The sequence below is a fragment of the Thiomicrorhabdus sp. 6S3-12 genome, assembly GCF_017571475.1.
Lineage (GTDB): Bacteria > Pseudomonadota > Gammaproteobacteria > Thiomicrospirales > Thiomicrospiraceae > Thiomicrorhabdus.
Genome location: NZ_JAGETW010000001.1, coordinates 322,119 through 335,512 on the forward strand (window position 1 = coordinate 322,119; position 13,394 = coordinate 335,512).

Below are 13,394 nucleotides of genomic sequence, written 5' to 3' on the forward strand. Positions count from 1 at the left end.
GATACGCTTATGAAAAACTGGCCAATTTCCTTTCATATCGCAACGCTAGCCGTCCTGTCAGGATTGCTGGTTTTCTTGCTAGCCGCCATCCCTTCCAAATCCGATGCCAATCTACCGGTCGAACCGGAATCATTGCCGCTACCGAAGCTTGATTTGAGCAAATCGGCAGCCATTGGCGCGGCACAAGCGGACGAGATGAAAACCCCGCAAAACAACTGGATTCAAAAAACCGTTACCATTAAACGTAATGACGCCTTAAGTACCGCACTTGAGCGTGTCGGTGTCGGTGCATCGACTGTTTATAAAATCAGTCAAACCAAAAACAGCGGCCTGATGACCAACCTTAAAGTCGGTGACAAGCTGACTGTCTGGCTGGATCAGAACAGCGACCTGCAACGCATCGTTTATCCGAAATCGAAAACGCTGGATCATGAACTGATTCGCACCGATACCGGCTTCCGTATCAACAAGGTTGAAAAGTCGGTGGAAATCCGCACCAAAACCGCTTACGGCGAAATCAAAGGGGCGTTCTACCCGGCGGCCGAGCGTGCCGGATTAAGCCCTAAAAGTATTATGCAATTGGCCGAGATGCTCGCTTGGGACGTTGACCTTTCCCGAGAACTGCGCGACGGCGACTACTTTAAAGTCATCTACGAAACCCGCTATCTGAACGACGAATACATCGGCGACGGCGATATTCTGGCGGTACAGATCACCTCTGACGGCGGCAAACAGATTCACAACGGTTTTATCCTGCGCGACGGCGATGAAGTGATCGGTTACTACGACGAAAACGGCAATAACCTGAAAAAAGCCTTCCTTAAGGCGCCATTGGATACCGTCAGAATTACTTCGCGCTTCAACCCGAAACGACTGCACCCGATTTTCGGCAAGCGCCGACCACACCGAGGCGTTGACTATGGCGCGCCAACCGGCACACCGATTAAAGTAACCGGTAACGGTCAGATCGTCTATCGCGGCTGGAAAGGCGGCTACGGCAAGGTAGTCAAAGTCCGCCACAATAACACCTACACCACTATGTATGCGCACATGTCGCGTTTTGGTAAATACAAAAAAGGCCAGATGGTCAAACAGGGTCAGGTTATCGGTTATGTCGGCAGCACCGGTAACTCAACCGGAGCGCACCTGCATTATGAATTCCTGCTTAACGGCAAACATGTTGACCCGCTAAAAATCAAATTTCCGGCCGCAGGCCCGGTCAATGCCAAATACAAACAGGATTTCCTGCGTCGAAGTCACTTCCTGCTAGGCCAGCTTGACCGCTTGGACCAGAGTACGCAGTTGGCTTTCAATTTTGAGTAAAACACCTTCAAGTCAGGCCGAGGAATTCTATATCGGCCTGATGTCCGGCACCAGCGTTGACGCCGTTGATGCGGCGCTGATTGCCATCTGCGATCAATCACTTCAACTCAAACATTTCACGACCACCCCTATTCCCGACAACCTTAAACGGTTACTGCTCGAATGCAACAGCGAGCAAAAGCTCAGTTTAAAGTCGTTCAGCCAGTTACACAGTCAAACGGGGCAGCTCTTTACCGCAGCGGTAACTCAGCTGTTATACGAAACCGAACTCGAAGCAAGCGACATTGCCGCCATCGGCAGCCACGGACAGACCATTTATCATGCGCCGGATTTAATGATGAGCTTGCAGATTGGGCATCCGGCCATTATCGCCAAACACAGCGGCATCACCACTGTCGGCGATTTCCGGGTTGATGATATGGCACTCGGCGGTCAAGGCGCGCCTTTTGCCCCGGTTTTCCACCAGTGCCTGTTCTCCGAACCGGAACAGACAGCCATTGCGGTTAATATCGGCGGCATTGCCAATATCAGCGTGCTTCCTGCAATGCACTCCGCTCATGCGGCTATCGGCTGGGATACCGGACCGGGGAACGCGCTGATTGACGAGGCCTGCCAAAAACTGTTTGCCTGCCCGTACGATAGAAACGGCGCTCTGGCCAGACAAGGTTGTGTGCAAACAGCCGCACTGGACACCCTTCTGCAAGACGACTATTTCCAGCAGTCCGCACCGAAAAGCTCCGGCCGCGATTACTTTAACTGGCAGTGGCTATTACAGAAACTGGGCAGTGATTTTGTCGAGCAGCTAGACGCACACGACCTTTTGGCAACCTTGAGCGAGCTGACCGCCGCCAGCATTGCGCAACAGGTTCTCCTCTCGCTCGGCAAGCAAGCCGAAAGTAACGTCTGGATCTGTGGCGGAGGCGCCTTCAACCGTTACCTGCTTGAACGGATTCAGGCTCACCTGCCTGCTTGTATGGTTCGTTCAAGTGCTGATGCCGGCCATGACCCGAACGCGATCGAAGGGATGCTGTTTGCCTGGCTGGCGCACGAACGCCTTAACAATCGTCCAGTCAAGCTTAGCGCGGTAACCGGGGCCGAACGGGATGCTGTTCTTGGCGGCATCTGGCACCCTTAATCCGATTCCAAGCCGAATAAAAATTATTTCTTAACGACTATTTCTTTTTGAAATCCCGATAGGCATTAACGCTGGAGCGCAAAGCCAGTTCCGCTGGATAGGGATGAATGATTTTCTGGGTCGCCAGATAATCGCTGCCGAAGTGGTGAATCCACTGCTCAATCAATTTCATCACGCTGACCAGCGGCACTATGCCCAACTTAAACTCCGCCAGCGTCTGCTGATAAAATTCCTTCTCACTCTCACCGAGCTGATCCTTAAAGTAGCCGTACATATGCTCGATGGTATTAACCATTTTACCGCGCGAAGTCGAGGTACCCACCGCCTGCAAAAACAGTTCACCATAACGCTGAAGACTCTCGGCCAGATTGGCTGTGCCGGCCTCGGCGACAATCGGCCCCATTTTGCGGTAAAGCCCTTCGTTTTTGGATAACAAAAGATATTTATGATCGCGATGAAACGCCTGAAAATCGGCAACCGAAGGGTCGCCATGCACAAACTCACGCCAGCGCGCCGCAGAAAAAATATGCAGCATAAAATTTTCCCTCAGCCAAGCGTCCTGCAAACGCCCCTCCTCTTCAATGGCAATCATCGGAAACTCGCGCCGCAGGTTCTTGGTAAACAGGCCCGCATCCATCGGGTCTTGCGATCCGAACCATTCACCCGTCGGCCGATACACCTTGATCCGTTCCAAACCACAACTCGGAGAACGCGATTTAACCACCGCGCCGTCGATCTCTTGCTGATGAAAGAAACGCATCTTCTTGTCGGTATAGTCCTGCAGTCCGTCGGTGTAGTCGGAACCGGATTTCGGACCCATGACACGAATTTGTCCGTCGACACCAACCAGACGAACCGTTTCGCGCGGCGTCCCTATCACCGCCGCCTCCGGGCAGAAGCGTTTAAATTCGACATAATCAGCCAGCTTGTAACGCACAAAATCATATTGCGCATGCCCGCCGTTATAACGACACTCCGTGCCCAATAGGCAATCAGAGACGGCAATTTTCGGTTTTGGAAATGCCACTTGCGGATATCTTCTGTTAATCGCCTGATTCATACTGCAAATCTCCTGCTACGCTATCCAAAAACAGATGCGCTATTTCATTAAACGCACGCCACCATCCACCGGTATGCTGACCCCGGTTATATAGGGATTATGCATCAGATACTGAACGGTGTGCCAGATCACCTCCGGCCCGGGCTCAATCGGTATAAGTTGATTTTGCAGGCGCTGCTGTTTATAGCTTTCGCTATCATCCGGATGAAACATCAACAGCCCCGGAGCAATATCATTGACTTTAATCTGCGGCGCAAACTTACTGGCAAACACACGCATCTGATTCTGCAGCGCCGCCTTGGAACTCAAATAAGCGATATAGTCACTACGGTTCAACTCGCAATTCGCGTCCGACAAACTGATAATATCTTTCAATCCCGAAGCCGCGTTTTCCAGCAGGCCGGACAATGTCATATTAATCCGGTACGGCGCTTCGACATGAACCTTGAACAATTGGTCGTACAGTTCGGACCGCTCGGCGATTTGCGCATCGGTGACCCAGATGGAGGCATTATGAATGATCGCCCGCAGACTGCCGATTTCATCGCGCAGATTTTCGAGCCAGTCCCGAAACGATTCCTGATCACAAAAGTCCACCTGATAGGCGATTGCGCCCCGTTCGACCAGTTGATCGATTTCCGGGCGCGGCTTGCGATAGGTAATCAGAACCGGATAGCGTCCCTGAGCGAGAAACTGCTCGGCCAGATGGAAACCGACTCTCTGCCCGGCACCGGTTATTAAGACCGCTTGTTCGATATTTGCCACAATTCATCCTTGCTGTTTCTGCGTTTCCCTATAAAGAATGGTACATTAAAAACGGCAAAAGTGAACACGCTCATATCCCAAAGGAGATTCGTATGCAGATCACGATTCTGGGCGGCACCGGCATGATCGGTCAAGCGCTTAAACAACATTTGAGTTCGCAACACACGGTAGAGTTATACGGTCGGCAGGTTTTCGCGCAGCCGGAAAAACTGCTAGAGGCCATCAAAGACGCCGAAATCGTCATCCAGCTCGCCGGCGCTAATATCGGTGCTCGCTGGAATCCGGTATACAAACAGGAAATCTGGGACAGCCGCATCGACACCACGCGAATGCTGGCGCTGGTATTGCAGGAAACCGTGAATCCGCCACGTGTTTTTTGCGCCTCGGCTATCGGTTTTTATCCGCAGGCCGAGGAGTGCGAGCGTCATTACACGGAAAAGGATTTACAACCCGGCGATGATTTTCTGGCCCAACTTTCAATCGCCTGGGAAGAGGAAGCCAAAAAACTGGTTGCACCGGAATTACTGACAATTACCCGTTTCGGCGTAGTGCTTTCGCCAAAAGGCGGAGCACTGGCCAAAATGCTGCCGGCGTTCAAATTTGGTCTTGGCGGCCCGGTTGCCGGCGGCAGACAGTGTTTCAGCTGGATAGATATCGACGACCTGTGTCGCGCCTACGCCTGGCTTATCCAGCAACCGCAGATGCACGGTACTTTCAACCTGACCGCCCCCAATCCTCTGCCACAAAAAGCGTTTGCCGAAACACTCGGTGAGATTCTACATCGACCGACAATACTTCCACTCCCTTTGTGGCAGTTAAAACTGATGTTCGGCGAAGGCGCGCAGGTGCTGACGCACAGCGCCAGTGTCTATCCGCAACGTTTGCTGGACGAAGGATTCGAGTTTAAATATCCGGATGCCAAAAGCAGCCTGAAACACCTGCTGTCATAAGATAAGGAAGTTACATAACCGACCCCTTCAGGTCGGTTCATATGACTCAGGCCATCATAGATCGCAACTTAGGCCGCCGCAACACTCGCCGGCTGGCGGATTTTTCCGGCCAAGAGCCCGGCCAGCAGAACAAAAACCGCCGCCGTCATCAGACAGGCTTCCATTCCGACCACCTGATAGACATAACCGGACAGAAGCGTACCGACCAGACGCCCGGCGGCGTTTGCCATATAGTAAAAACCGACATCCTTGGAGGCTCCGTCTGCATCCGCGTAGGAGACGATGAGATAGGAATGAACTGCGGAGTTGAGCGCAAACACAATCCCGAAAACCACCAAGCCGATCAATAGAATCCACTGCGGTTCTTTATGCAGGAAAAGCGCCATCAGAAACGGAATCGCCCCGAGCGCAAAAGCCAATAGTTTGGCGGTATTGGCGGTTGGATTGTGAGACTCGCCAGCGCCGCCTTTCTTAATCCCTGTCAAAGCCGGTGCACTGGCCTGCACCATGCCATACCCAATAACCCAGAAAGCCATGTAGGCGCCAATCGCGGTATGCTCCCACTGCAGCACCGTTGCCAGATACAACGGCAAAGCCACCACAAACCAGATATCGCGTGCGCCGAACAGAAAAAAACGCGCTGCGGACAGCATATTGATCGGCTGGCTCTTAGAAAAAATTTCGCTGAATTTATTTTTCTGTTTCGCCTTACCGATTTCCGATTGCAGCATCAGGAGTGACAACAGCCAGATCACCGTCAGCACCGAAGCCATTAACAGCATCGCATCCGCAAAACCGACCAGCTCCAGCAGCAGCGCGCCAACAAAAAAACCGGCACCTTTCAGCGCATTTTTCGAGCCGGTCAGCAAAGCCACCCAACGGTACATCTGGCCGTTTTTATCCTGAGTCAGCGATTTAATCGAACTCTTGGCACTCATCTTATTGAGGTCTTTGGCGATCCCGGACAAGGCCTGCGCCAGCATCACATAAGCGACCGAAAGCAAACTGGGATCAACCGTCAACATCAATAAAGCGACAACCTGCAACGCCAGCCCGAGATTCATCGTCACTTTCAAGCCAAGATGCGCGCCGAGCCATCCGCCGAACAGATTGGTTACAATGCCGAAAAACTCATACAACAGAAACAGCATGGCGATTTCCAGCGGGCTGTAACCGAGCTGATGAAAGAACAGCAGCACCAGCATGCGCAGGGCACCGTCGGTTACAGTAAAAGCCCAATAGTTGGCGGTCACCATCCCGTATTGCGCAACGGGCGAATGCAATGGCATAAAAACTCCTTGGGAAGGGTTAGGTCTCAACTGACCCGGACTGAACAGCGGTTGCCGTCCAAGCTCAATGGTCGCTCACTCCGGCCCTTGCGGCTTTGGCAACAGCGCCTGATTCAAACGGCCAACCTTGGCCGCCAGCTCCATCATACGCACCACATAACCGGTTTCATTGTCATACCAGGCCAGCACTTTCAACTGCGTGCCGTTCACAACCAGCGTCGACAGTGCATCAATCACCGACGAGCAGGTCTCGCCTTCATAATCGACGGAAACCAGCGGGCGAATCTCATAACCAAGCACGCCTTGCAAATCGTTCTGTGCGGCATCGGCAAACAGCAGATTCACCTCCTCCGCCGTGACTTTGCGTTTCATCTCCAGAGTCAGGTCGGTCAGTGACGCATTCATAAAAGGCACGCGTACCGCCAGACCGTTCAAACGACCGTTCAATTCGGGGAAAATCGTTCCGATTGCCTTAGCCGAGCCAGTGCTGGTCGGGATCAACGATTCAAAACTGGATCGGGCACGACGCAAATCCTTGTGACCGTGATCAACCACCTTCTGAGTATTGGTACGGTCATGCATGGTCAGAATCGAGCCATGCTCGATACCGATCTTCTCCTGCAGCACCTTAATGACCGGAGCGATACAGTTGGTAGTGCAGGATGCGGCGGTAATGATTCGATCCTCTCCGGCCACGAAAACGTCATCATTAACGCCCATAACAATATTTTTGATTGGTTCTTTCATCGGTGCGGCGACGATTACCTGAGGAATCCCCTGATCCAGATACGGCTGCATGCTTTCCGGCGTACGAAACTGTCCGGTTGCTTCAATCACCACGTCCACCCCGAATGCAGCCCAATCGGTGGCATCAATTTCCTCATGCTGGGAATAACTGATCGCATGGCCGTTAATCACGATCTGACCATGATCTTCCTTAGCCTCATGCTGCCAGCGTCCGTGGGCCGAATCAAAATTCAGAAGATGTGCCGAACCGTAAGCGTCGGTCGCGATTTCATTGATATGCACAAACTCAATTTCCGGCCAGTCGAATGCCTGTCGCAGCGCCAGACGTCCCATGCGCCCAAAACCGTTAATCGCCACTTTAATCGTCATTTATCTATTCCTTAAAATCATAGGTTTAATTCAATTGGCCGCATTTAAACGCCCCAAAGTGACACCCGCATGACAAAAGAGTGAATATTTATCCTGAATTCAGTTAACTTTCCGACTGCAACCAACCGGCAACCTGGTCATGCGTTGGAACGCCACCGGAATGAACAACCTTGTCATTCACCACAACGCCCGGCGTACTCATAACCCCGTAGGAAGCAATTTCTGCAACATCTTCGATTTTGCTGACTTTAACGCATACGTCCAACTCCCCGGCAACCTTTTCGATCAGCGCAACCGTGTTGTTGCAGTTACTGCAACCGGTTCCCAATACCTTGATCTCCAAGGCGTCATCGCAACAAGCGGATTTCTGAGAATCGCCGCAGCATGACGATTTCTCGCCGGCCGGGCTGCAGCAGGAATCTTCATCGGAACAGCAGGCGCTTTTTTTATTCTTGTCCGCAGCACTGGAATCACAGCAACTGTCATCGGAACAGCAGCTTTTATCCCCGGCGTCGGCATCACAGACCACTCCACAGGCAACGCACTCGCCGCGTGAATTTTTAAACATCGGGCAGAATCCGGTATAGGATGCCTGAATCGCGTTCAGAGCCATCAGGATCATCAACCACAGAAACGAGATCTGAGTCAGATCAATCTGCCCCATAAAATGCGAAACAGCCAACAAAATCAGCATCAACACGGCAAAGATGCGCAGTGGACGATTCCCCTTAATTGCAACACTCATGTACTTTCTCCCTCATTACAATTTAGCGTAAAAATAATTAAAGCCGTACCCGACCAGAATAAAAGCCACCACCAATACTGCAACAAACAGCAGTAGAGCCGGCCAGCGAATCACTTTTCTCAAAATAAGCAGTTCCGGCAAGGACAGAGCGGCAATGCTCATCATCAGAGCCAGACTGGTGCCAAGCGGTACGCCCTTGCCCAGCATGGCTTCGATGACCGGAATCACGCCGGTGGCATTGGAGTACAAAGGCACCCCAAGCAGAACCGCCGCCGGAACACTCCACCAGTTATTCGCATCCGCCAGCGTTTCGGTTACCCAAACCTGAGGCACATAACCATGAAAGGCTGCGCCGACACCAATACCGATAATCACCCAGTGCCAGATGCGTTTAACAATAACTTTCACCTCGTTCCAGGCAAAACCGTGTCTGGCACGCCAACCGTTGGCAAGCGCTTCCTGCTCCTGAGCCTGGCGCATCTTGATATCCCAGACATAAGCCTCAATCCAGCGCTCCGGCTTAAACCAGCCGATGACCACTGATCCGATATAGGCGACGATCAATCCGGCTAGTACATACCAGAAAGCGACTTCCCATCCCAATAGAGAAATCAACAGCACTACGGCCACTTCATTAATCATCGGACTGGCAATAAGAAAAGCAAAGGTAATACTGAGCGGAATTCTGGCTTCGACGAAGCCGATAAACAAAGGAACCGACGAACAGGAGCAAAAAGGCGTCACAGACCCCAGACCGATCGCCATGGAGCGACCTAGCCACAATGGCTTGCCGACAACCACGCTGCGCACCCGTTCGGTAGAAACAAACGCTCGCAGCAGCCCCATCAGATAAATAATCAGTACCAGCAGAAAAAAGATTTTCAGCACATCCATGACAAAGAAATGCACGGCCTGCCCTAATGCCGTCTGGGCATCTATGTTCAAAATCCCATACACAAACCAGCTTGCTGTGCTTTCAAACGGTGTCATGGTCAAAGCCCCTGCTCAAATTGCAAGTAAGTACGATTAAGAATCATTTTATGCCAGGAGTCATAATGCTCCAGGTGTTTAAATTCCGGCCAATCCTTATTCTCGGCAACCGCCTGGTCGACACCAAGCATTTCATCCGCCGCCGCAGACATGACATCAACCAGTTTGTCCAGATAGGCTCCAGTGTCCTGACGCGCCTTATCCCAATCACAAACCTGTCCGTGTCCGGGGACAATTTTTACCGCCGGCAAGGCTTCTGCCTGGTGAAAGGCGTTGCGCCAACTCGCAACCTTGGAAAACGGATGGACTCCGAGCATTCGATCGACATAAATCAGATCTCCTGAAAACAGCACCTTCTGCTGCGGCAGCCAAACAACGGCATCGCCGGGAAAATGCGCATCGCCGAAAAACTTAAGTGCAAAATCCACGCCACCGATATTAAACTGAGCCTCGTCCCCTTGGAAAGGCTTTGCAGCATGCTCAGGCGAAGTTCCGGCAAAAATTGCAGAAACGCCGGCCATCTTTTCGATCAATTCCGCAGCCATCTTCTTCTGAGTTTCTACCGTCCGTGCAAGCGCATAAACGGGAATTCCTTTGCGAGCAAAGTAGTGATTTCCTAACCAGCGATGGTCCTGACTTCCGGTATTGATCACTGCGATAATCGGCTTATCGGTCACATTTCCGGCCGCTTTTTCCAACGCTTTGGCGGAAACATCTCCTGCACCCGAGTCAATCAGCACGGCGCCATCTCCGGTTACAACAAGGCCGATATTATTATTCAAGCCCAAATTTTCTTCCGAGCGGTTCGTCAAAGGCCCGATATAAGCATAAACCTGATCCGCAACCGGCTTGAAATGAAATTCCATGGCCTGCGTCGGAAAAGCAAACAGACTCAGACAGAACGTGAATAGCACTGAAATTTTTTTAGACCAATCCACTAGATACCTCCAGAATTCATATATACGCATAGGCAAATATATTAAAACTCAAAGCGGGAATTTGCAAAGCCTTTTTAAAAGTTTTAGAAAAATCCGTGCATTTGCTTCAAAATAGAGGCTCATCGGAAAACGTCCGTCGAGATTGATACATAAATAGAACCCGTCAAAACCTATGACACTAGAAATCGTCACCCAAACCTTTAAAGCCCTGTCGGAACCGGTCCGGCTGCGTATCGTTCACCTTCTGCTGCAACGCGACTCGCTCTGTGTCTGCGATCTGGTCGAAACACTGGAACTGAATCAAAGCACCGTCTCCCGTCATCTGGCTTATCTGAAGAACTCCGGACTGGTTACTTCCTGGCGCGACGGAACCTGGATGCACTATGCTCTGATTCCCGAAGCCTTACAGATGTTAAATATCGATGTACTCAAGCAGCACCTAGCCGATCAGTTGAATCTGGATTTGCAAAAACTGCAGGCTTACGAACAAAAACCGAGAAGCTGTAATCTGTAAAAAGAGCGGCGGAAAAAAATTAAGAAAAAAAGCACAAAAAATCATCCACTTGCCCATTTCAGGCACGATCTTTTATATAATAGCGTGTTTTCCTGCTTAAACACTTAAGAGTGCGTAAATGAAGAATAGAGTTTTTGATGTGGTCATTGTCGGCGGCGGTATCTCGGGTTGTGCCTTGACCTATATGCTGTCGCGTTACACCGATGTAAAAAAAGTGGCCATGCTTGAAAAGTACGGCAGCCTGGCACCGTTGAATTCCAGCGCAAGATCCAATAGCCAGACCCTGCACTGCGGCGACATCGAAACCAACTACACACTGGAAAAAGCCAAAGTCGTTAAGCAACAAGCGAGTATGATCGAATACTTTGCCCAGCAGGTGGAAAAGAACGACTTCCTGTATAAATTCCCGAAAATGATTCTTGCCGTCGGTGATGACGAATGCGAACGCTTGGAAAAACGTCACCACGAGTTTGCCGAAGCCTTCCCGTATATGGAACTGTGGGACGCAGACAAGATCGCCGAAGTCGAACCGGCGGTCACCATGAAAGACGGCGAACGCCGTCCGGAGCGCATCCTGGCTTCCGGTTGTACCGACGAATATTCTGCGGTGAACTATGGAAACATGTCCAAGGCCCTGATCAATCAGGCGCGTAAAACCAATACCGAAATTCAGGTTTCCCTAAGCACGGAAGTGCAGAAAATCAGCAAAGTTGAAGACGGCTACGAGCTGAATACCTCACAAGGCACTTTCTTTGCCGATTTCGTTGTAGTCTCCGCCGGCGGTCACAGCCTGCTACTGGCTAATCAGCTTGGGCACGGTATGGACATGTCGATTCTGCCGATGGCCGGAAGTTTCTATTACGTACCAAAAATTCTTAACGGTAAAGTTTATACCATGCAGAACGACAAGCTGCCGTTTGCCGCACTGCATGGCGACCCGGATCTGGTTGAACTGAGCAAAACCCGTCTTGGGCCGACCGCTCTGGTTCTACCGAAGCTGGAACGCTATACCGGCGGAACCTATCTGGATTTCTGGCGCAGTCTGAAACTTGATCGCAAGGTTATCAAAGTCTTCTGGGATCTGATGAAAGACAGCACCATCCGCAACTATATTCTGCGCAACTTCGCCTTCGAGATTCCGTGGCTGCGTAAACGCCTTTTCGCTAAAGACGCACAGAAGATCATTCCTGACCTGAAACCGGAAGATCTCGAATATGCCTCCGGCATCGGCGGTCTGCGCCCGCAGGTCATCGACAAAACCACGATGCAACTGAAGCTGGGTGAAGCGAGTATTGTCCCGGAAAACGAGCGTCTGATTTTCAATATGACACCTTCACCGGGCGCCACCACCTGTCTTGGTAACGCCTACCGCGACGCACAAATCATCTGCGAACGTCTGAATATTCAGATGCACAAGCAGCAGGCGATCGACGAACTGCTTGGCGGAAAAGACCTGCCGTAACAGAGATGACCGGCATTCCGACATATTTAATCAGTGGCCTTCTCGGCAGCGGTAAAACCACCTGTCTGCGGCAGCTGATTAAACAGAAACCGGAAAACGAAAACTGGGCGGTTCTGATCAACGAATTCGGCGAAGTCGATATTGACGGCGCGACCCTGTCGCAAAACAACGACATCACGATTAAAGCCGTTTCCGGAGGTTGCATCTGCTGCTCGGCGCAGTTCAATCTGGCTCAAGCACTCGGAGAGCTAAGCCGCCAGCCAATCGATAAACTGTTTATCGAACCGACCGGACTCGGCCATCCGGCCAAGGTGCTCGACACCCTGAAACAGTTTCCTCAATACACGCTACACAAAACACTGTGCGTTATCACGCCGCAGCAATTGACCGAAATCCGCTGGCAAAAATCGCAAGTCATGCGTGATCTGGTGACGCTGGCCGACCTGATCGTACTTAATAAAACCGATCTGAGCTCGGAACAAGAGATTGCGCAAAGCCGGGCGATTCTTGAACGGCTGTATGCTCAAAAAACCCTATTGCCGACGCAGTTTGCCCAAATCGCCATCGAGCAACTCAAGCCATCCGGACAAACCCACCCCATTTTCCAGTTTCAAGCCGTTACAGCAGATTTCACCCTTAAACAGAACACCGGCACACTCCATGCGAGCGAAAACCGCGACTGGAACAGTGCTCTGCCCGGTGTCGAACAGGCTTTTCTGCAAATCGACCCGCAAAACGGTCATCTGCTCGCTATCGGCTGGCAATTTAGCGCCAAAGTGCAGTTTAACCGCATCGCGCTGAAAGCCTGGATAGACAACTTCTCCCCTTTACTGGCCCGTGCCAAAGGCCTGCTGCGCACCGGAAAAGAGTGGCAGCTCTTGAATTATATTGATAACCATTTACAATTAGAAGATATTGCCTGGCGACAAGATAGCCGACTGGAATGTCTATTTACAGAAGCACCAAACAGCATCCCACCGCATAAAGACACTATTATTTCTATGGAATCTCAACTGCTTAGCGCCATCCTGCTTCGTTAAATTCCAATAATAAAGCCGCCGGTTTTTTAAATTTTTGTTAAAATCGCAGCTCATTTTTTAATCACGA

13 protein-coding genes are annotated in these 13,394 nt (G+C 51.2%); 6 read left to right on the forward strand and 7 right to left on the reverse strand.

Going from position 1 to position 13,394, the window contains the following annotated elements; translation table 11 throughout:
* Window positions 1-9 precede the first annotated feature (9 nt).
* On the forward strand, window positions 10-1,323 hold the full coding sequence (locus tag J3999_RS01530; RefSeq protein ID WP_208126216.1) for a peptidoglycan DD-metalloendopeptidase family protein: 1,314 nt from the start codon (window positions 10-12) through the stop codon (window positions 1,321-1,323).
* On the forward strand, window positions 1,316-2,458 hold the full coding sequence (locus tag J3999_RS01535; protein ID WP_243755232.1) for an anhydro-N-acetylmuramic acid kinase: 1,143 nt from the start codon (window positions 1,316-1,318) through the stop codon (window positions 2,456-2,458). The genes J3999_RS01530 and J3999_RS01535 overlap by 8 nt, the downstream gene beginning before the upstream one ends.
* 37 nt (window positions 2,459-2,495) lie before the next feature.
* On the opposite strand, the gene J3999_RS01540 is transcribed toward J3999_RS01535, so the two are convergent.
* Together J3999_RS01540 and folM are read right to left on the reverse strand one after the other, a co-directional pair.
* Window positions 2,496-3,518 (reverse strand): DUF523 and DUF1722 domain-containing protein, encoded by a 1,023-nt coding sequence (locus J3999_RS01540; RefSeq protein WP_208126218.1) that lies wholly within the window; start codon window positions 3,516-3,518, stop codon window positions 2,496-2,498.
* A gap of 39 nt (window positions 3,519-3,557) precedes the next feature.
* Entirely contained in the window at window positions 3,558-4,283 is a 726-nt protein-coding gene (folM, locus tag J3999_RS01545) for a dihydromonapterin reductase (RefSeq protein ID WP_208126220.1), read from the reverse strand.
* Between the two features lie 92 nt (window positions 4,284-4,375).
* Between folM and J3999_RS01550 the strand changes: the two genes are divergently transcribed.
* Window positions 4,376-5,233, forward strand: coding sequence for a TIGR01777 family oxidoreductase (locus tag J3999_RS01550; RefSeq protein WP_208126222.1), 858 nt, complete (start codon window positions 4,376-4,378; stop codon window positions 5,231-5,233).
* Window positions 5,234-5,301: 68 nt separating this feature from the next.
* Here the strand turns inward: J3999_RS01550 and arsJ are convergent, their stop codons facing one another.
* The 5 genes from arsJ to J3999_RS01575 form a co-directional block, all read right to left on the reverse strand.
* A complete protein-coding gene (arsJ, locus tag J3999_RS01555; protein WP_208126224.1) occupies window positions 5,302-6,522 on the reverse strand; it encodes an organoarsenical effux MFS transporter ArsJ in 1,221 nt (406 codons plus the stop codon).
* A gap of 75 nt (window positions 6,523-6,597) precedes the next feature.
* On the reverse strand, window positions 6,598-7,638 hold the full coding sequence (locus tag J3999_RS01560) for an ArsJ-associated glyceraldehyde-3-phosphate dehydrogenase (RefSeq protein WP_208126226.1): 1,041 nt from the start codon (window positions 7,636-7,638) through the stop codon (window positions 6,598-6,600).
* Window positions 7,639-7,741: 103 nt separating this feature from the next.
* Entirely contained in the window at window positions 7,742-8,383 is a 642-nt protein-coding gene (locus tag J3999_RS01565; RefSeq protein ID WP_243755233.1) for an MTH895/ArsE family thioredoxin-like protein, read from the reverse strand.
* 15 nt (window positions 8,384-8,398) lie between these two features.
* On the reverse strand, window positions 8,399-9,373 hold the full coding sequence (locus tag J3999_RS01570) for a permease (RefSeq protein WP_208126229.1): 975 nt from the start codon (window positions 9,371-9,373) through the stop codon (window positions 8,399-8,401).
* Window positions 9,374-9,375: 2 nt separating this feature from the next.
* Complete coding sequence (locus J3999_RS01575; protein ID WP_371811831.1) at window positions 9,376-10,311, reverse strand: MBL fold metallo-hydrolase; 936 nt, start codon at window positions 10,309-10,311, stop codon at window positions 9,376-9,378.
* A gap of 172 nt (window positions 10,312-10,483) precedes the next feature.
* Here J3999_RS01575 and J3999_RS01580 point away from each other — a divergent pair, with 172 nt between their 5' ends.
* The 3 genes from J3999_RS01580 (at window position 10,484) to J3999_RS01590 (ending at window position 13,327) form a co-directional block, all read left to right on the forward strand.
* Window positions 10,484-10,825 (forward strand): helix-turn-helix transcriptional regulator, encoded by a 342-nt coding sequence (locus J3999_RS01580; RefSeq protein ID WP_208126233.1) that lies wholly within the window; start codon window positions 10,484-10,486, stop codon window positions 10,823-10,825.
* Window positions 10,826-10,943: 118 nt separating this feature from the next.
* Entirely contained in the window at window positions 10,944-12,287 is a 1,344-nt protein-coding gene (locus J3999_RS01585; RefSeq protein ID WP_208126235.1) for an FAD-dependent oxidoreductase, read from the forward strand.
* A 5-nt stretch (window positions 12,288-12,292) separates the two neighbouring features.
* Entirely contained in the window at window positions 12,293-13,327 is a 1,035-nt protein-coding gene (locus J3999_RS01590) for a GTP-binding protein (protein WP_208126237.1), read from the forward strand.
* The last annotated feature ends 67 nt before the right edge of the window (window positions 13,328-13,394 follow it).